We start from the raw sequence: 18,181 nt of genomic DNA on the forward strand, positions 1-18,181 counted from the left end.
GCCGGGTCAGAAGCCCATGCGGCGCAGCGTGTCGTCGCGCCGCACCAAAGTGTGCCAGGCGGCGGCGCCGATATGGGCCAGCAGCAGCAGCAGCAGGGCCAGCGCCATCCAGCCATGCAGCGCGGTGAGCAGTGGCGCCAGCGCCTGGTCCGGGCCAACCGGGCTCGGCACCGGGACCAGGTCGAAGGCCTTCAGCGGGAAGCCCCAGGCATTGGTGGCCATCAGCCCGACCGGCGGCATGGCCAGCAGCAGGGCGTAGAGCGCCGCATGGTTGGCCGCCGCCGCGCGGTGCATCCAGCGCGGCAAGGGCGGGTGGATCGGCGGCGGCGGGTGGCGCCAGCGCCAGGCCAGCCGCAGCAGCGTGAGCAGGAACAGCGTCACGCCCAGGCTTTCATGCAGATTGTACAGGCGCAGCTTGAAGGCCTCGTCCGGCGGCGGGGCCCAGGCCAGCCAGAAGCCCAGCATGCCGATTACCAGGATCGCCAGGGCGGTCACCCAGTGCAGCAGCCGGGCCAGGATGGTGTAGCGCATGCGGGGTCCTCCCATGGCGGATGATACACCGATGATCGCCGCGCATGCGGATTGGAGCGTCGATCCGCGCAAGCGCTGGGTCAGCATCGCGCGACGCCGCGCCAGGGGCGACTGGCGGGCCGAGGCGCCGCGCCCGGTGGGCGACCCGGCGGCGCTGGTGGCCGGGCTGCTGGCGGAGGGGGTGCCGCTGGCGCTCGGCCTCGACCTGCCGCTGGGCCTGCCGCGCCTCTATGCGGCGGGGCGGGGGGAGGCGGATTTCCCCGCCTTCCTGCGCGGGCTGACGGCCAGCCCGGATTTCTTCCTGGTCAGCCCGACGCTGGAGACGGTGACCACAGCGCGCCCCTTCTACCCGGCGCGCGGGCTGCGCGGCATGACGCGCGCCGCGCATGCGGCGGCGCTGGGCCTCGGGGGCGCGGCCGGGCTCAGCCGCTGGTGCGACCGGGCGACGGTGGAGCGCCCGGCCGGTGCGCCGCTGTTCTGGACGCTGGGGGCCAACCAGACCGGCAAGGCGGCGATCAGCGCCTGGCGGGACTGGCTGGCGCCGGCCCTGTCCAGCAGCGCGCCGCTGCGCTTCTGGCCCTTCGAGGGCGGGCTGCACGCGCTGCTGGCGCCGGGCCGGGCGGTGCTGGCCGAGGTCTATCCGGCCGAGGCGATGCGGCATCTGGGCGTGCGGCTGTCGGGCAGCAAGCGGCTGCGGGAGGCGCGGCGCGCCGCCGGCCCCGATCTGCGGCTGGCGATGGCGCGGCTGGGCGTGGTGGCCTCCGCGCCGCTGGCCCTGGCGGTGGAGGAGGGGTTCGGCGCCGATGCGGTGGGCGAGGACCGCTTCGACAGCGTGCTGGGGCTGTTGTGCCTGGTGGCCGTGCTGGACGGAGCGCGCCCCGATTTCGTGCCCGACGACCCCTGGATCCGCCGCTGGGAGGGCTGGGTGCTGGGCCAGACCGCGCTGCCCAATCTGAACTGAAGGCGGGGTCCGGGGGGACCCTGTCCCCCCGGCCTTGTCTTACTGCGGCTTGTAGAGCCCTGCCGCCGTCGCCGCCTGTGTGGCCAAGGCCACCGACAGGTCGAGGGTCGGCGTCTCCACCCCCGCCAGCCGGGCCAGTTCCAGCGGCACGCGGAACAGGGCGTCGATCTCCATCGGCCGCCCGAGTTCCAGGTCCTGCAGGATGGAGGGCTTGTGGGCGAGCTTGGAGGAGGCGGCGATGCGCTTCTCCAGCTCGAATTCGAAGCCCTGGCCGAGCGCCTCGGCGATCGCCATCGCCTCCTGCATCGCCCGCTTGATGGCCGCCCGCACCGCCGGGTCGGCCAGCGTGCCGCCGATGCCCTGGCGGGAGAGGATGGTGAAGGGCCCCCTGGGCGAGGTTGCCCATCAGCTTCATCCAGACCTCGCGGCGGATCGAGGGCGTCACCTCGCCGGAGACGCCGCCGGCGCTCAGCGCGTCGGCCAGGGCCTGGGCGCGGGGGGAGAGGCTGCCATCGATCTCGCCCAGGATGACGCGGTTGTTGGCGTGCTCGACCTTCACCACGCCCGGCTCGGTGACGGTGCAGGCGGAGTAGACGACGCCGCCGAGCGTGCGCTCCACGCCGATGGCGCGGCGCACCGCATCGCCCGGATCAACCGCCGGCAGGCGGCGTCCGTCCAGCGCGCCGCCATGGCGGTCGAAATACCACCAGGGGATGCCGTTCATGACGAAGGCGACGGTGGTGTCGGGCCCGAGCAGCGGCGCGATGGATTCCGCCACCTGCGGCAGGGAGGGCGCCTTGACGGTGACGATGACGGCGTCCTGCGGGCCGAGCTCGGCGGCGCTGCCGGCGGCAACCCGCACCTCGAAGCGGCCATCCGGCGCCTCGATGGCCAGGCCCTTGCGGCGGATGGCGTCGAGCTGGGCGCCGCGGGCGACGACGCTGGTCTCGGCGCCGCCACGGGCCAGCCGCACCGCCAGATGGCCGCCGATGGCGCCGGCGCCGAACACGCAGATCTTCATGGGCTTGCCTTTCACGCGGCGCGGGTCAGCAGGTCGAGGGCGATGCGCGACAGCGCCTCGACACCGGCCGGGATGCAGCCCTCATCGGGCTGGTAGTCGGCATTGTGCAGCCGGTCGTCGCGCCCCGGCGCGCCGCTGCCGATGCCGAGCTGGAAGGCGGGGACCCGCTCGGCGAAGGCGGAGAAATCCTCCGAACCCATGCTGGGCTGGCCCTCGCTGATCGCCTCGGCGCCGAATTGCGCGGCGAGCGAGCGCAGCGCCGGGTCGAGCACGCGGTCGCTGTTGACCAGGGGCGGCACCATGCGGCGGTACTCGAAGCTGGCGGTGACGCGCAGGCCGGTCTCGATGCCCTGGATCAGCCGGCGCAGCGCGGCCTCGGCGGTGTCGCGCGCCTCGGGCTGCAGGGTGCGCACCGTGCCCTTCAGCTGCACCCGCTCGGGGATGATGTTGTAGGTGGTGCCGCCGACCGACTGGCCGATGGTGACCACCGCCGGGTGCAGCGGCTTGACCTCGCGCGAGACCACGGTCTGCGCCTGGGTGACGAAATGCGCCGCCGCGACGATCGGGTCGACCGCCGCATAGGGGTGGGCGGCATGGCCAGAGCGGCCGCGCAGCGTCAGGTCGAACAGGTCGGAGGCGGCGAGGCAGGCGCCGCGGACGAAGCCGAATCGGCCGACCGGCGTGTCGGGATGGTTGTGGAAGCCGAGCGCCAGGTCGATGCCCTCCGCCGCGCCATCGGCGATCATGGCGGCGGCGCCCTGCAGGGTCTCCTCGGCCGGCTGGAAGACCAGCACGACGCGCCCGGCCAGGCGGGGGGCCAGCTCCTTCAGGATGGCGGCGACGCCGAGCAGGGTCACCGTATGAATGTCATGCCCGCAGGCATGCATCTTCCCCGGCACGGTGGAGGCGTAGGCCAGGCCGGTCTCCTCCTGGATCGGCAGCGCGTCCATGTCGGCGCGGATGGCGAGCGTCGGGCCCGGCCGGCCGCCCTCGATCAGGCCGAGGATGCCGGTGCGACCAATGCCGGTCCGATGCGGAATGCCGAGGCGCGACAGCTCGGCGGCGACCAGGCCGGCGGTGCGGGTCTCCTCGAAGGCCAGTTCCGGATGGGCGTGGATGTCGCGGCGCAGCGCGACCAGCTGGGGGGCCAGGCTGGCGGCCGCCTGGCGCAGCGGCCCGGCCGGGTCATTGAACAGAAATTCGTTCGTCATGGCTGTGGACTTCCTGATTGCACGGCCTGGGCGCGGGCGAAGATGCGTTTCTTGCGTCGTGCCGAAAGATGAACTTTCGTTAATGAAATGATGGCGCCTTGCCCCATCGCATTCCCGTGCCATAGGTTGCCTCGCATTCCGCTGAAGGGGGAGGGTGGAAAAGTGACAGCCCGCACCGCAGAGCCGGGCGTGGGGCGCATGGGACCGGTCATGGACCATGCGTGCACGGCTTTGCCCGTGATCCGGGCTGGCACCGTGAATCCATCCTGACATCGCAGCAGAATCAGCAGGGCCCTGGCGGCAGCCATCGGGGCCCATCCGGCAGGGCTGATCATGAGATCGGGGCCGCGGCGTGACGCCGCGGCTTTCGCTGTCGGCAAGTGAGGGGCGCGTGTCTGCCGCACGCGGGGTTCAAGAAGGGATCGGCATGAGGATCAACGCGAAAGATCTGGCCTCCGGCCTGCTGCTGCTGATATTCGCGGCGCTGGGCCTGTGGCTGAACACGGAGCATACGCTGGGCACGGCACGCCGGATGGGGCCGGGCTACATGCCGATGCTGGTGTTCTGGCTGGAGCTGGGGCTGGGCGCGATCGTGCTGGCCACCTCGTTCTTCGGCGGGCTCGACCCGCTGGAGAAGTGGACCAAGCTCGACTTCACCACGCTGTTCGTCGGTATCGGCGCGACGCTGGTGGCCTATCCGCTGCTGGCCGCGGTGCCGGCGCTGTCGGCCAATTGGTACGCGCTCGGCATCGCGCTCGCCATCGGCTTCGGCATCACTGCGGTCAGCCCGGGCTGGCGCAAGCTGGCCTTCGTGCTGCTGGCGATGATCGTCTTCGGCATCCTGCTGGAGCAGGGCGGGCTGATGCTGGCCATCACCGCCATGGTGATCGTCTCGGCCCTGGCCGATCCGGAGCACCGTCCGCTCGGCGTCGCCGGCTGCGTGGTGTTCCTGCTGGCGCTGTGCTGGTGGGTGTTCATCTACGAGCTCGACATCCGCGTGAATGTCTGGCCGGTGTTCTGAGGGCGCGAAGAGACCATGGAACTGCTTCTCGCTAATCTGGCGCACGGCTTCGGCGTCGCGCTCAGCTTCGATAACCTGCTCTTCGCCCTGCTCGGCGCGCTGATCGGCACGGCCATCGGCGTGCTGCCGGGCATCGGGCCGGTTGCCACCATCTCGCTGCTGCTGCCGATCACCTTTGGCCAGCCGGCCACCACCGCCATCATCATGCTGGCCGGCATCTATTACGGCGCCCAGTATGGCGGCTCCACCACCGCCATCCTGCTGAACCTGCCCGGCGAGGTCTCCTCCGTGGTGACCACGCTGGAGGGCTACAAGATGGCGCGCAATGGCCGCGCCGGCGCGGCGCTGGCCATCTCGGCGCTGGGCTCCTTCTTCGCCGGCTCGGTCGCGACCGTGCTGGTGGCCGCCTCCGGCCCGCTGCTGACCGAGGTCGCCCTCTCCTTCGGCCCGGCCGACTACTTCTCCCTGATGTTGCTGGGCCTGATCATATCGGCCGTATTGGCGCAGGGCTCGGTGGTGAAGTCGGTGGCGATGGTGGTGCTGGGTGTCGCGCTCGGCCTGGTCGGCACCGATGTGCAGACCGGCCAGCAGCGCTTCACCTTCGGCATCCCCGAGCTGTCGGACGGGCTGAACTTCGCCGCCATCGCGATGGGCGTGTTCGGCATCGCCGAGATCATCCTGAACCTCGAGAACCCCGAGGTGCGCAGCGTCCTCTCCACCAAGGTCGGCAGCCTGTTCCTGACCAAGGAAGAGTGGAAGCGGGCGACGCCTTCGGTGCTGCGCGGCACGCTGATCGGCTCGGCGCTCGGCATCCTGCCGGGTGGCGGCGCCTCGCTGGCCTCCTTCGGCTCCTATATGATGGAGCGGAAGATGTCGAAGGGCCGGCACGAGTTCGGCAATGGCGCCATCGAGGGTGTCGCCGGTCCGGAGGCCGCCAACAACGCGGCCGCCCAGACCAGCTTCATCCCGCTGCTGACGCTCGGCATCCCCTCCAACGCCGTCATGGCGCTGATGGTGGGCGCGCTGATCATCCAGGGCATCCAGCCGGGCCCGCGCATGGTGGAAGCCCAGCCGGACCTGTTCTGGGGCCTGATCTGCTCGATGTGGATCGGCAACCTGATGCTGCTGGTCATCAACCTGCCGCTGATCGGCATGTGGGTGAAGCTGCTGCAGGTGCCCTACAAGTACATGTACCCGGCGATCCTGACCTTCTGCGCGATCGGCGTGTACTCGATCAACAACAGCGTCTTCGACGTCTACCAGACGGTGTTCTTCGCCGTGCTGGGCTACGTCTTCGCCAAGCTGAAGATGGAGCCGGCGCCGCTGCTGGTGGGCTTCGTGCTCGGCCCGATGATGGAGGAGCATCTGCGCCGCGCCATGCTGCTGTCGCGCGGCGATCCGATCGTCTTCGTCGAGCGGCCGATCTCGGCGGTGCTGCTGGGCATCGCGGCGCTGACGCTGGCGCTGATGCTGTCGCCGGCCATGCGCAAGAAGAAGGACGCCGCGATGGCGGGCTGAGCCCGCCCCGCGACCCGCGGCGCCCCCCAACCGGCGCCGGACCGTTCCGCCGCCCCGGCCGCAAGGCCGGGGCGGTTTTTCGTGGGGCCCCCCGCCGAAAGGCGGGCGCGGCCGCGCCAGGGGCCCGGGCCCGCTTCATCCCGCCCGGCTCCCTTTCCTTCCACGCCCTGCGGGCTATCATGGCCGGCGCAAGCCAGGGACAACGACATGCGCAGCTCTCCCTCTCCCCAGATCGTGCCCGTCATCCTGTGCGGCGGCACGGGCAGCCGGCTGTGGCCGCTGTCGCGGGAGGGCTTCCCGAAGCAGTTCTGGCCGCTGCTGTCGCGTCGGACGATGCTGCAGGACACCGCGGCGCGGGCCAGCGGCACGGGCTTCGCGGCGCCGCTGGTGATCAGCAACCAGGCGCATCGCTTCCTGATCGCCGAGCAGCTGCGCGAGGCGGCGGTCGGGGAGGCGCGCATCGTGCTGGAGCCGGTGGCGCGCAACAGCGCCCCCGCCATCGCCGCCGCCGCCCTGCTGGCGCATGAGGCGAACCCGCAGGACGTGCTGTGGCTGATGCCGGCCGATGCCGCGATCAGCGACACGGTGGCGCTGCACGCGGCCCTCGCCCGCGCCGCCGAGGCCGCGCGGGCGGGCCATATCGTCACCTTCGGCATGCGGCCCACCGCCGCCGAGACCGGCTATGGCTATATCGAGGCCGGCGCCGCGCTGCCGGGGGTCGAGGGGGTCTCCGCCATCGCCCGCTTCGTCGAGAAGCCGGATGCGGCGCGCGCCGCCGAATTCCTGGCCGGCGGCCGGCATCTGTGGAATTCCGGCATGTTCGTGGCCACCGCCGCCACGCTGCTCTCCGAGCTGGAGCGGCTGGCGCCGGATCTGCTGGCCGCGGTGCGCGCCGCGGTCGAGGGCGCGACGCGCGATCTCGACTTCATCCGCCTCGACCCGGCCGCCTTCGCGCTGGCCCCCGACATCTCCATCGACTACGCGGTGATGGAGAAGACCGACCGCGCCGCGGTGGTGCCCGCGGCGCTCGGCTGGTCCGATGTCGGCTCCTGGGCGGCGCTGTGGGAGGTCTCGCCCAAGGATGCCCAGGGCAATGCGGTGCAGGGGCCGGTCGCGCTGTACAACACCCGCAACTCCTATGTCCGCAGCGAGGGCATGCTGACCGGCGTGGTCGGGCTCGAGGATGCCGTCATCGTCGTCACCGACGACGCCGTGCTGGCGATGCATCGCGACCATGCGCAGGACGTCAAGAAGCTGCTCGAGCAGCTGAAGGCGCAGGGCCGCCCCGAGGCCACCGAGCATCGCCGCATGTACCGCCCCTGGGGCCATTACGAGGGGCTGATCAAGGGCGACCGCTTCCAGGTGAAGAAGATCTCGGTCAAGCCCGGGCAGAAGCTGTCGCTGCAGAAGCACTACCACCGCGCCGAGCACTGGGTGGTGGTGGCCGGCACCGCCATCGTCGAGCGCGATGCCGAGCGCATCATGCTGCGCGAGAATGAATCCATCTACCTGCCGCTGGGCTGCGTCCACCGCATGGAGAACCCCGGCATGATCCCGCTCACCCTGATCGAGGTGCAGTCGGGCTCCTATCTCGGCGAGGACGATATCGTCCGCTTCGAGGACACTTACGGGCGCGCCTGAACCGGCCTAGCATGGCACCGTCCCGCAAAGGGAGGGTGCCATGTGGGTCCGCTTCGTCCTGGCCGCCGCCGGTGCGGTGACCACCCTGCTGATCGCGGAGGATGCGCCGAATTTCGCCGTGGTGCAGGGCATCGTGGCGATCGGCCTGATCGCCGCCGTCATCTTCGTCATCGCCGCCCTGCGCCGCTGAGCGCCGGCCGCCAGCGGCGGCCGGCCCTGACAGAAAAAAGATGAGGGGGTCCGGGGGAGAATTCATTCTCCCCCGGCGCTTGCCATCTCTCGCACCGCCTCCGGCGTCAGGCCCTTCTCCCGCAGCCCCTGCAGCGTCGGCGCATTGTCCCGCTTGGACAGGCGCTTCCCATCCGCCCCCAGCAGCAGCCCGTGATGGCAGTAGCGCGGCGGTTTCCAGCCCAGCAGCGCCTGCAGCAGCCGGTGCAGGTCGGTGGCCGGCGCCAGGTCCTCGGCCCGGGTCACCAGCGTCACCCCCTGAAGCGCGTCGTCATGGGTGACGCAGAGATGGTAGCTGGCCGGGATGTCCTTGCGCGCCAGCACCACATCGCCGAATTGCCCGGGGTCGCAGCGCCGGCGCTGGCCATGCTCCAGGCAGGAGAGCGGCCGGGGCGCGCGGGCCAGCGCCGCCGCCATGTCGAGGCGCAGCGCATAGGGCTCCCCTGACGCGATGCGCCCCGCCCGCTCGGCGGGCGAGAGCCGCCGGCAGGTGCCGGGATAGAGCGCGCCATCCGGCCCGTGCGGCGCATGGCCGATGGCGGCGATCTCGCGGGCGATGTCGGCGCGGGTGCAGAAGCAGGGATAGAGCAGCCCGAGGTGATCCAGCCGCTCCAGCACGGCGCGGTATTCGGGCAGATGCTCCGATTGCCGCCGCACCGGCCCGTCCCAGTCCAGCCCCAGCCAGGCCAGGTCCTCCAGGATGCCATCGACGAATTCGGGGCGGCAGCGCACCGGGTCGATATCCTCGATGCGCAGCAGGAAGCGCCCGCCGGCGGCGCGGGCCAGGCGCCAGGCCAGCAGGGCGCTGTGGGCGTGGCCCAGATGCAGCCTGCCGGTGGGGGAGGGGGCGAAGCGTGTGACCAGTGTTGCAGCCATCTCCGATCGCGCGTAGCGGAGGCGACCGGAGCACAGCAAGGGGAAGCCGCATGCAGGCGTTGGACGGGCCGCGTTGGGGGCCGAAGGATGGGGGCAAGCCGCAGCAGATCGTCATCCTGCTGCATGGCTATGGCGCCGATGGCAATGACCTGATCGACCTGGCGCCGCATTGGGCGCGGGCGCTGCCGCAGGCGCTGTTCGTCTCGCCGCACGCGCCGTTCCCCTGCGAGGCGGGGCCCTATGGCCGGCAATGGTTCAGCCTGGCCGATCGCAGCCCGGGGCCGATGCTGGCCGGCGCCCAGGCGGCGCGGCCGCTGCTGGACGCGCTGATCGCCCGCGAATGCGCCGCCGCCGGCCTGCCCGAGAGCGCCGTGGCGCTGATGGGCTTCAGCCAGGGGGCGATGATGGCGCTGTTCACCGGGCTGCGCCGGACCGTGCCGCCCTTCGCCATCCTGGCCTATTCCGGCCGGCTGATCGGCGAGGAACTGCTGGAGGCCGAGATCGCCTCCCGCCCCGAGACGCTGCTGGTGCATGGCGAGGTGGATGAGGTGGTGCCGGTGCAGTCCAGCCGCAGCGCCGAGGCGGTGCTGCGCGCCCGTGGCGTGCCGGTGGAGTCGCTCTACTGCCCGCGCCTGGCGCATGGCATCGACGATGCCGGGCTGACGGCGGGGGCGTTGTTTTTGCAGCGCAACGCCGCGCGGCTGGCACCGGGGGCGTGACAGCGATGTGAAACCCGCCCGGCCGGTCCTTGCACCGGCCGTCCCGGGCTGGCATGAATCGGGCCGCACACCGGTGGCGCCACGATATCTGGGGCCTGACCGCCGGGTCCGGCCCCAGCACTTGCGGCGCGCAGCTTGAAAGGAGCGGCGCTTGCCTGACGGGATGTCTGCGGGAGGCCAGGGCGGCAGCGCCGCCGGAGGCTTCCCGGCCTTGGTGTTGAATGCGGATTTCCGCCCGCTATCCTATTTTCCGCTGTCGCTGTGGTCCTGGCAGGATGCGGTGAAGGCGGTCTATCTCGACCGCGTCTCGGTGCTGTCCGAGTATGACGCGGTGGTGCGCTCGCCGCGCCACGCCATCCGGCTGCCCAGCGTCATCGCGCTGCGGGAATACATCCCCTCGGCGCGGCGGCCGGCCTTCACGCGCTTCAACGTGTTCCTGCGCGACAGCTTCTCCTGCGTCTATTGCGGCGATGAGCGGCCGACCCAGGAGCTGACCTTCGACCATGTCATCCCGCGCAGCCGCGGCGGCCGCACCAGCTGGGAGAATGTCGTGACCGCCTGCGGCCCCTGCAATCTGCGCAAGGGCTCGAAGCTGCCGGCCGAGATCCACATGTTCCCCCGCCAGGTGCCTCGCCAGCCGACCAGCTGGGAGCTGCAGGAGAATGGCCGGATGTTCCCGCCCAACTACCTGCATGAGAGCTGGCGCGACTATCTCTACTGGGACACCGAGCTGGAGGGCTGAGCCGCCCTCCCGCCCGCCGTCCCAGGCGGCGCGGGCCTCAGGTGCGTTGCAGGCGGCGCGGCGGTTCCGCCTGGGGCTTGCCGGCCCCCGCGGGCGGCGCGCCGGCGTCATTCTCCGGCGGCGGCAATTGGCGCATCGCCTCGACCACCCGGCCGGAGAAATCGCCCATCATCTGGCGCACCGCGTCCACCTGGTCCGGGCCGTGCACCGTCAGCAGCTTCACCAGCAGCACCTGCCGCTCGATCACGGCGGTGCAGCTCAGGTCGCGCAGCATGCGCGCCTGATGGTGCAGGCGGAGATCGGCGCAGCCGGCCAGCGGCGGCGTCTCGCCGCGGCGGCTGATGTTGAAATCCGGGCCGCGCTCGGCCTGGGCGCCGGGCAGGCTGCCGGCCTGGGCGAAGATCTGCGTCGCGATGGCGGCGCGCAGCACGCGGGCGGGCGGCGAATCCGCGCCCTCCGGCACCCCGGGGTCGATGCCGGTCAGCATGACCCCGATCAGCACCCCGGCCTCGCCCTGTCGGTAGAGCTGCCGGGCGGAGTGGTCGGTGACGGCATCGGGCGGCGGCGGCTGCAGGGTGAAGCCGTTGATCTCCGCGGGCAGGCGCTGCAGCAGGGCCTGGCGCTCCGCCTGGCCCTGCTGGCGCTGCGTGGCGGCGCAGCCCGCGGCCAGCAGCGGCAGCAGCAGGAGCAGCGTCAGGGGGGCGAATCGCGGCATCGGGGATCGGGTCCGGTCTCTGGCCGGCCAGGATGCGCGCCCGCCGGCCGGCGCGCCATCCCTGGCGGGGGACCGGCTCAGCCGCGCCGCCGCGCCCCCCATAGCGCCAGGGCGCCGAGGCCCAGCGCATAGGCCAGGTTCATCCCCGCCATGGAGATGGGCAGGCCGGGGATCAGATAGGTGGGCTCGTCGCAGGGCTTGGCCGGGCGGTCGGAGAGGGCGTTCATCAGCTCCTCGACACTCGCCGCGTTGCCGGCGCTGGGGGCCGAGCAGGAGGGCAGGGGCGAGGGCCACCATTTCGCCTCCACCCCCAGATGCAGCACCGCCACGGCGCCGGAGCCAAGGATGGCCAGCCCCGCCAGGGCCAGCATCAGCCGGCGCGGCAGCACCAGCGCCAGCAGCGCCAGAACGGCGCCCAGCCAGTAGGGCCAGCGCTGCCAGAGGCAGAGGGCGCAGGGGTTCAGCCCGCCCCAGCGCTCGCTGGCCATGGCCAGCAGCGGGGCGGCGGCGGCCAGGGCGGCCACCAGCAGCGGAAACGGGATCACAGGCTTGGCGTCACTCTTCGGTGGGGTCGAGCAGCTGATCCATGGCGAGCGAGGGCTCGGCGCAGCCGGCCCGGCCGACCAGCCGGGCCGGCACCCCGGCCACGGTGAAGCCGGAGGGCACCGGCTTCAGCACCACGGAGCCGGCGGCGATGCGGGCGCAATGGCCGATCTCGATATTGCCCAGCACCTTGGCGCCGGCGCCGATCAGCACGCCATGGCGGATCTTGGGGTGGCGGTCGCCGCCCTCCTTGCCGGTGCCGCCCAGCGTGACGCCCTGCAGGATGGAGACATTGTCCTCGATCACCGCCGTCTCGCCCACCACCAGCCCGGTGGCGTGGTCGAGGAAGATGCCGCGGCCGATCGGCACCGCCGGGTGGATGTCGGTCTGGAACACGACGGAGCTGCGCGATTGCAGCCACAGCGCCAGGTCGCGCCGCCCCTCGCTCCACAGCAGATGCGCCAGGCGGTGCGCCGTCAGCGCGTGGAAGCCCTTGTAGTAGAGCAGCGGCTCCAGCGCCCGGCTGGTCGCCGGGTCGCGGTCCACCACCGCCATGATGTCGCTGCGCACCGCCTCGCGCAGCTGCGGATCCTCCTCCAGGGCGCGCTCCAGCGAGCGGCGCAGCAGGGCGGTCGGCAGGTCGGCATGGTCGAGCCGGTCGGCGACGCGGCTGGCCAGCGCCGATTCCAGCGTGTCGTGCTGCAGCACGGCGGCGTGCAGGAAGCCCGCCAGCTCCGGCTCGCGCGCCGCCGCCGCCTCGGCCTCCTGGCGGATGCGGGACCAGACGGGGTCGAGCGTCTCCGGCGCCTGGCGGGGCGGGCGGGGATGGGGCAGGGCCTGGTTCATGCGGGGCTCCTTCGGGGCCTTCCGGCGCCCGCGCCGGGTCGTCTGTCGCCGATCGGGTTTCCGGACGATACCTGTTCCCGCCGCGGCCCCGGGTCAAGCGCCAGGGTGGCTGGACCGTCCGGCGGGGCGCGCATACCGTGCCGCGTCAGGCAGGGAGGACGCCATGCGAATCATCTGGGGCCGCGCCAACAGCAGCAATGTCATGAAGCTGCTCTGGTTCGCGGCCGAGACCGGCATGCCCTATGAGCGGCGCGACGCCGGCGGCGCCTTCGGCCTGACGCAGGATGCGGCCTACAAGGCGATGAACCCGAATTCGCTGGTGCCGGTGCTGCAGGAGCCGGATGGCTGGGCGCTGTGGGAGAGCAACAGCATCCTGCGCTACCTGGCCGGCAGCACGCCCGGCGGCGCGGCGCTCTACCCGGCCGAGCCCCGGGCGCGGGCCGGCATCGAGCGCTGGATGGACTGGCAGCTGGCGCATCTCTCGGCGCCGATGACGACGATCTTCTTCACCCATGTGCGCATCCCCGAGGCCGAGCGCGACTGGACGGCGACCGAGGCGGCGCGGCAGAAGGCGGCGTCGCTGTGGAGCCTGGTCGACCGCAGGCTGGAGGGGCGCGACTTCATCGAGGGCGAATTCTCGCTGGCCGATATCGCGCTCGGCATCTTCGCCTATCGCTGGTTCGCCCTGCCGATCGAGCGGCCGGAGCTGCCCCATCTGCGCCGCTGGTATGAGCGCCTCTGCCAGCGCCCGGGCTATGCCACCCATGTCTGCCGGCCGATGAGCTGAACCGCCGCCGCGCCGCGCGCATCCCCGCGGACCCAGGTGACGCGCGGCGCGGCATCCTGTATCTGGAATCCGTCGTCCCACGGGACGGCAGGCGGGCGTGGTGGAATGGTAGACGCAGCGGATTCAAAATCCGCCATCCTCACGGATATGTCGGTTCGAGTCCGACCGCCCGCACCAACAGCTTCCCTTGAATCCCAGGTCTGGCCGCCCGGCGTCGGCGCCGGCGGGGCACGGCATGGCCGCCGCGCCCGCGCTCAGCGGTCGGTCAGCCGCAGCTCGATGCGGCGGTTGCGGGCGAAGGCCTCGGGCGAATCGCCGGGGTCAATCGGCTGGTACTCGCCGAAGGCGGTGGCGGCGACGCGGTTGGGCGGCAGCCCCTCGCCGATCAGGAACTGGCCGACCGCGATGGCGCGCGCTGCCGACAGCTCCCAGTTCGAGGCGTAGCGGGCGCCGGCGCGCAGCGGGCTGCGGTCGGCATGGCCGTCGACGCGCAGGATCCAGGCCAAATCCTGCGGGAAAGCGCCGCGTGACGTCGAGCAGCACCTGCGCCAGGGCGCGCAGCTGCTGCTGGCCGGCCGCCGAGAGCTCGGCACCGCCCACCGGGAACAGCACCTCGCCCTGGAAGACGAAGCGGTCGCCGACGATGCGCACCTCCGGCCGGTCGCCCAGCACGTCGCGCAGCCGGCCGAAGAAATCGCTGCGGTAGCGCTGCAGCTCTTCGACGCGCGCGGCCAGCGCCGCGTTCAGCCGCTGGCCGAGCTGGCTGATCTGCGCCTCCTTGTCGCGCCCGGACTGCTCCTCGGCCTCCAGCAGGGCGGCGATGCGCGACAGCTCGGCGCGCAGCTGCGTCACCTGCTGGGTCAGCAGCGCCACCTGGGCGCGGGCGCTCTCGGCGAGGCGGGCATGCTCGCCGCCCTCGGCCTCGGCCCGGCGACGCGCCTCTGCCGCCTCGCCGGTGGCGGCCTCGGCCCGGCGGCGCGCCTCGGCGGCGGCGGCGGCATTGGCTTCGGCGGCGCGGCGGGCCTCGGCGGCCTCGCGCGCGGCGGCCTCGGCGCCCTGGCGAGCGGTGCCAGCTTCGGCGGCGGCGCTCTCGGCGGCCTGGCGGCGGGCGGCCTCGGCCTGGGCCAGCGCCTCGGCGGCGCTGCGGGCGCGCTCCTGCTCTCCGGCGCGGTCCAAGGCGGCCTGGGCGCGGCGTTCCAGCTCGTCGCGCAGCGCGGTCAGCTGCTGCACCTGCTGGGTCAGCCGGGCGATATCGGCCAGCCGCGCCTCGATGGTGGCGCGGTCGGCGGTGACGGTCCGGTTCAGCGCCTCGGCCTCGGCGCGCAGCCTCTCCAGCTGCTGCTGCGCGGCGGCCAGCGCCGCGGCATTCTGGTCGCGCGCCGCCTCGGCGCCGCCGGCGCGGGCCTGGGCCTGCTCCAGCTGGCGGCGGGTCTCGGCCAGGGCGCTGCGTTCGGCCTCCAGGGCGCGGCGGGCGGCGGTCAGGTCGCCCAGCGTCTGCGCGGTGCCGCCGCCGATCGCCTCGGCGCGGTTCTGCGCCTCGGCCAGGCGCTGCTCCAGGCTGGCGATGCGGGCTGCGGCGCCACCGGCCGACAGCTCCAGATCGGCCAGCCGGGCGGAGAGCCGGTCGCGCTCGGCGCGCAGCGTGTCGCGCTCGCTGGCCTGGCGGTCGCGCTCCTCGCGCAGGCCGGAAAGCTGGCCGAGCGCCGCGTCGCGCGAGGCGGCGGCGCCGCGCAGCTCCTCGGTCAGCCGCGCCACATTGCCGCGCAGCTCGGCGCCCTGGCCGCGCTCCAGCGACAGCAGTTCCGCGAGTTCCGCCACCTGCCGGTTCAGCCGGTCCAGCGCCTGGTCGCGCGAGGAGAGGGCGACAGACAAAAATCCCTGCGCCAGCGCGAAGACCAGCAGCACGAAGATGATGACCATCAGCAGGGTGGACAGCGCGTCCACATAGCCGGGCCAGGCATTGATGCCCTCCCGGTTGCGGCCCCGGCCGAGCGCCATGGCTCAGCGCCCCCGCGGCGGGTGCGGCGCGCTCACCGCGGGCCTTCCTCGGCGAGCGCGGCGATGGTGCGGGCCAGGATCTTGATCTCGCCGCGGATCTCGGCGGTGGACTGGGCGCGGCCCTGGGCGACGTCCTCGCTCATCCGCGCCAGGTAGATCTCGATGTTGCGCAGATGGCCGCGCGCCGCCTCATCGGCCGGGTTGTGCGCCTGCGCCTCGGCCAGCCGGGCCAGCGTCGGCGCCAGGCCGGACTGGGCCTCGGCCATGCGCTGCATCAGCACCTGGTTGGCGCGCATCTGGTCGGCCATGATCGACAGCCGCTCGGTCAGCGTGTGCAGCGCCTGGGAGGAGGCGGCGCGGCTTTCCTCGCCGCGCGCCATGATGCGCTGCAGGTTCTCCAGGTTCTCGGCGGTCTGCTCCAGCAGCGCCTGCACATAGGCGGGGACCGAGCCGCCCATCTCCCCATCGCCGCCCAGCACGCCGGAGGAGAGGCGGGTGACGCCGGCCAGCCATTCCTCCAGCTCGGAATAGAAGCGGCTCTGCGCCTGGCCGGCGGTCAGGTCGAGGAAACCCAGCACCAGCGCGCCGGCCAGGCCCAGCATGGAGGAGGAGAAGGCGACCCCCATGCCGGAGAGCGGCTGCGCCAGCCCCGATTTCAGCTGGTTGAACAGCTGGTTCAGGTCGCCCGAGCCGACCGACATCGAGTTGATGACATCGGCCACCGCGCCGATCGTCAGGATCAGCCCCCAGAAGGTGCCGAGCAGGCCGAGGAAGATCGACAGCCCGGTCATGTAGCGCGACAGCTCGCGGCTCTCATCGAGGCGGGAGGCGATGCCGTCCAGCACGCCGCGCATCGCGCTGGTCGACAGCGACAGCCGGTCGCCGCGCCGGGCGGAGAACATCGAGGCCATCGGCGCCAGCAGGCGCGGCGCGGGGCGGGCGGCGCCGCCGGCGCTGCCGGCTTTCGGCGCGCGGAAGCCCTCCAGCCACTCCACCTCCGGCTTCAGACCCAGCACCTGGCGGATGTTCCAGCCGATGCCGAGCAGCAGCACCGCCAGGATGACGCTGTTCAGCAGCGGGTTGGCGGCGAAGGCGTGCAGCAGCTCGGCGGAGAGCAGCACGGCCAGCACCGCGACCGCGGCCAGGAAGGCCAGCATCCGCAGCAGGTAGTGGGTGGGGCGGGTCATGGGCGGGTCTGGCTCTGGCTCTGAGACGGGTGCGCCTGGCGGCCGCTGGGCGGCAGCAGCTCGATGGAATCGCGCGCCTCGGCGGTGCGGCCGAGGGCGCGGATGTCGATGCGGGTGCCGTCCAGCCCGGCCTGCTCCAGCAGGCGGCGCAGCGCGCGGCCATGGTCCAGCGCGGCGCGGTGGGCGGCGGAGACATCCTCCTCCGGCCCGGAGACCTGGGCCAGGATGGTCACCCGCCCCTCGGTCTGCGCCAGCCAGCGGCCGATGCCGGCCAGCGCGTTCTGCGCCGCGGCATCGGCGCGGCCCTCGGCCAGCGGGCCGGTCAGCCGCCAGCCGCCGGTCGGCAGCACCTCGATGCCGCGCGCCAGCGGCAGGCTGGGCTGCGGCAGGGGCTGGGAGGGGCGGGGCGGGCGGGTCAGGTCGGGCGGAAGCGGCGCGGCGGCGGCCGGGTCGGCCGGCAGGGCGCCATCCGGCTGCGCCAGCGCCGGCGGCGCGCCCGGCAGGGCCAGCCCGAGCAGCGGAATCAGTGCCAGCGCCACCAGGGGGCGGCGGAGGCGGCACGGAAAGGGAAGGGAAGGGGCACGCATTCTGCGCCGCACCCTAGACCACAAAACCGGGCGGGGGAAACGCGGGGACAGGCTGTAACGAAAGGCCGGGGAAAGAAATTCCCCGCTCCATGCCGCGCCGTCCCCGCGCCTTCGATCAGCCGCGGGCGCGCTCGACCAGGGCGATGCCCTCATTGACCACGTCGCGCAGCTTGGGCTGCAGCAGCGGGTTGCCGGCGATGACATTGCCGCTGAGATAGGGGTCGTTGCCCTCGGGGTCGGTGGCCCAGCCGCCGGCCTCCTTCAGGATGATCAGCCCGGCGGCGATGTCCCACTTGTTCAGCCCGAGCTCCCAGAAGCCCTCGTAGCGGCCGGCGGCGGTCCAGGCGAGGTCGAGCGAGGCGGAGCCCATGCGGCGCACGCCCGAGACCTGCGGCATCAGCCGGGCCAGGATGGCGCTGAACTCGGCCTTGCGCTGGATCTTGGCAAACGGGATGCCGGTGGCGAACACCGCCTGCAGCATGTCGCGGCGGCCGGAGACGCGCAGGCGGCGGTCGTTGAGGAAGGCGCCCATGCCCTTCTCGGCCCAGAACAGCTCATCGGCGGCCGGGTTGTAGATGACGCCGGCGACGATCTCGCTGGTCTCGGGGCCGGTGCGCTTCTCGATGCCGACCGAGACCGCCCAGTGCGGGATGCCGTGCAGGAAGTTGGTGGTGCCGTCCAGCGGGTCGATCACCCAGCGCCATTCCCAGTCGGCGGCACCGCTCTCGCCCTGCTCCTCGCCCAGGAAGGCGAAGGCGGGGCGGGCGCGGCCGAGCTCGGCGCGCAGCGTCTCCTCGGCCCGGATATCGGCCTGGGAGACGAAATCGCCCGGGCCCTTCATGGAGACCTGCAGCTGCTCCACCTCGCCGAAATCCCGCAGCAGGCGGCGGCCGGCCTTCTGCACGGCATTGACCACGACATTCAGGGCGGGGGACAGGCGGGCGGATGCGGCCATGGCGAGGGTGAGCTCCAGGGGCTTCAATCAACGGAGGGGCTGCGGGCGGAAGAGCTGCCTCTTCCGCGCGGTCCGCCAGGGCGGCAGGGCCCCC

19 protein-coding genes, 1 tRNA gene and 1 pseudogene are annotated in these 18,181 nt (G+C 72.6%); 9 read left to right on the top strand and 12 right to left on the bottom strand.

What is annotated here, in order from left to right:
• Nucleotides 1-6: 6 nt before the first annotated feature.
• The gene (locus tag QE401_RS06220) at nt 7-531 is read right to left on the bottom strand and encodes a cytochrome b (protein ID WP_307137383.1); all 525 of its coding nucleotides are present in this window, start codon (nt 529-531) and stop codon (nt 7-9) included.
• Between the two features lie 31 nt (nt 532-562).
• On the opposite strand from QE401_RS06220, the gene QE401_RS06225 reads away from it, so the two are divergent.
• On the top strand, nt 563-1,492 hold the full coding sequence (locus tag QE401_RS06225; protein ID WP_307137384.1) for a hypothetical protein: 930 nt from the start codon (nt 563-565) through the stop codon (nt 1,490-1,492).
• A 39-nt stretch (nt 1,493-1,531) separates the two neighbouring features.
• On the opposite strand, the gene QE401_RS06230 is transcribed toward QE401_RS06225, so the two are convergent.
• From QE401_RS06230 to QE401_RS06240, 3 genes and pseudogenes are all read right to left on the bottom strand, one after another.
• On the bottom strand, nt 1,532-1,822 hold the full coding sequence (locus QE401_RS06230; protein ID WP_307137385.1) for a ketopantoate reductase family protein: 291 nt from the start codon (nt 1,820-1,822) through the stop codon (nt 1,532-1,534).
• Nucleotides 1,823-1,943: 121 nt separating this feature from the next.
• A pseudogene (locus tag QE401_RS06235) lies at nt 1,944-2,513 on the bottom strand (ketopantoate reductase family protein); the annotation flags it as partial.
• 11 nt (nt 2,514-2,524) lie between these two features.
• A complete protein-coding gene (locus QE401_RS06240) occupies nt 2,525-3,724 on the bottom strand; it encodes a M20 metallopeptidase family protein (RefSeq protein ID WP_307137386.1) in 1,200 nt (399 codons plus the stop codon).
• Between the two features lie 427 nt (nt 3,725-4,151).
• Here QE401_RS06240 and QE401_RS06245 point away from each other — a divergent pair, with 427 nt between their 5' ends.
• The 4 genes from QE401_RS06245 (at nt 4,152) to QE401_RS06260 (ending at nt 8,094) form a co-directional block, all read left to right on the top strand.
• Nucleotides 4,152-4,745, top strand: coding sequence for a V-type ATP synthase subunit I domain-containing protein (locus QE401_RS06245; protein ID WP_307137387.1), 594 nt, complete (start codon nt 4,152-4,154; stop codon nt 4,743-4,745).
• A 15-nt stretch (nt 4,746-4,760) separates the two neighbouring features.
• A complete protein-coding gene (locus QE401_RS06250) occupies nt 4,761-6,263 on the top strand; it encodes a tripartite tricarboxylate transporter permease (RefSeq protein WP_307137388.1) in 1,503 nt (500 codons plus the stop codon).
• A gap of 207 nt (nt 6,264-6,470) precedes the next feature.
• Nucleotides 6,471-7,904 carry a mannose-1-phosphate guanylyltransferase/mannose-6-phosphate isomerase gene (locus QE401_RS06255; RefSeq protein WP_307137389.1) on the top strand — a complete coding sequence of 478 codons (1,434 nt, stop codon included), beginning with the start codon at nt 6,471-6,473 and terminating at the stop codon, nt 7,902-7,904.
• Between the two features lie 40 nt (nt 7,905-7,944).
• Nucleotides 7,945-8,094, top strand: a complete 150-nt coding sequence (locus tag QE401_RS06260; protein WP_307137390.1) for a hypothetical protein — start codon at nt 7,945-7,947, stop codon at nt 8,092-8,094.
• Between the two features lie 62 nt (nt 8,095-8,156).
• Here the strand turns inward: QE401_RS06260 and gluQRS are convergent, their stop codons facing one another.
• Nucleotides 8,157-9,008: a tRNA glutamyl-Q(34) synthetase GluQRS gene (gene gluQRS / locus QE401_RS06265; RefSeq protein ID WP_307137391.1), complete on the bottom strand. Its 852-nt coding sequence runs from the start codon at nt 9,006-9,008 to the stop codon at nt 8,157-8,159.
• Between the two features lie 50 nt (nt 9,009-9,058).
• Here gluQRS and QE401_RS06270 point away from each other — a divergent pair, with 50 nt between their 5' ends.
• A complete protein-coding gene (locus QE401_RS06270; RefSeq protein WP_307137392.1) occupies nt 9,059-9,727 on the top strand; it encodes an alpha/beta hydrolase in 669 nt (222 codons plus the stop codon).
• A 163-nt stretch (nt 9,728-9,890) separates the two neighbouring features.
• Entirely contained in the window at nt 9,891-10,469 is a 579-nt protein-coding gene (locus QE401_RS06275) for an HNH endonuclease (RefSeq protein ID WP_307140193.1), read from the top strand.
• A gap of 37 nt (nt 10,470-10,506) precedes the next feature.
• Here the strand turns inward: QE401_RS06275 and QE401_RS06280 are convergent, their stop codons facing one another.
• The 3 genes from QE401_RS06280 to cysE form a co-directional block, all read right to left on the bottom strand.
• Nucleotides 10,507-11,184 (bottom strand): hypothetical protein, encoded by a 678-nt coding sequence (locus tag QE401_RS06280; protein ID WP_307137393.1) that lies wholly within the window; start codon nt 11,182-11,184, stop codon nt 10,507-10,509.
• A gap of 77 nt (nt 11,185-11,261) precedes the next feature.
• The gene (locus QE401_RS06285; RefSeq protein ID WP_307137394.1) at nt 11,262-11,729 is read right to left on the bottom strand and encodes a disulfide bond formation protein B; all 468 of its coding nucleotides are present in this window, start codon (nt 11,727-11,729) and stop codon (nt 11,262-11,264) included.
• Between the two features lie 10 nt (nt 11,730-11,739).
• The gene (gene cysE / locus QE401_RS06290) at nt 11,740-12,573 is read right to left on the bottom strand and encodes a serine O-acetyltransferase (RefSeq protein WP_307137395.1); all 834 of its coding nucleotides are present in this window, start codon (nt 12,571-12,573) and stop codon (nt 11,740-11,742) included.
• A 163-nt stretch (nt 12,574-12,736) separates the two neighbouring features.
• On the opposite strand from cysE, the gene QE401_RS06295 reads away from it, so the two are divergent.
• On the top strand, nt 12,737-13,360 hold the full coding sequence (locus tag QE401_RS06295) for a glutathione S-transferase family protein (RefSeq protein ID WP_307137396.1): 624 nt from the start codon (nt 12,737-12,739) through the stop codon (nt 13,358-13,360).
• 91 nt (nt 13,361-13,451) lie between these two features.
• A tRNA-Leu gene (locus QE401_RS06300) sits at nt 13,452-13,537 on the top strand.
• A gap of 77 nt (nt 13,538-13,614) precedes the next feature.
• Here QE401_RS06300 and QE401_RS06305 read toward each other — a convergent pair.
• The 4 genes from QE401_RS06305 to QE401_RS06320 form a co-directional block, all read right to left on the bottom strand.
• On the bottom strand, nt 13,615-13,953 hold the full coding sequence (locus tag QE401_RS06305) for an OmpA family protein (protein WP_307137397.1): 339 nt from the start codon (nt 13,951-13,953) through the stop codon (nt 13,615-13,617).
• Nucleotides 13,954-15,390: 1,437 nt separating this feature from the next.
• The gene (locus tag QE401_RS06310; RefSeq protein ID WP_307137398.1) at nt 15,391-16,545 is read right to left on the bottom strand and encodes a MotA/TolQ/ExbB proton channel family protein; all 1,155 of its coding nucleotides are present in this window, start codon (nt 16,543-16,545) and stop codon (nt 15,391-15,393) included.
• Complete coding sequence (locus tag QE401_RS06315; protein ID WP_307137399.1) at nt 16,542-17,084, bottom strand: hypothetical protein; 543 nt, start codon at nt 17,082-17,084, stop codon at nt 16,542-16,544. The genes QE401_RS06310 and QE401_RS06315 overlap by 4 nt, the downstream gene beginning before the upstream one ends.
• 163 nt (nt 17,085-17,247) lie before the next feature.
• On the bottom strand, nt 17,248-18,087 hold the full coding sequence (locus QE401_RS06320) for an inositol monophosphatase family protein (RefSeq protein ID WP_307137400.1): 840 nt from the start codon (nt 18,085-18,087) through the stop codon (nt 17,248-17,250).
• Nucleotides 18,088-18,181 lie beyond the last annotated feature (94 nt).

Source organism: Pseudoroseomonas cervicalis (genome assembly GCF_030818485.1).
Taxonomy (GTDB): domain Bacteria; phylum Pseudomonadota; class Alphaproteobacteria; order Acetobacterales; family Acetobacteraceae; genus Pseudoroseomonas; species Pseudoroseomonas cervicalis_A.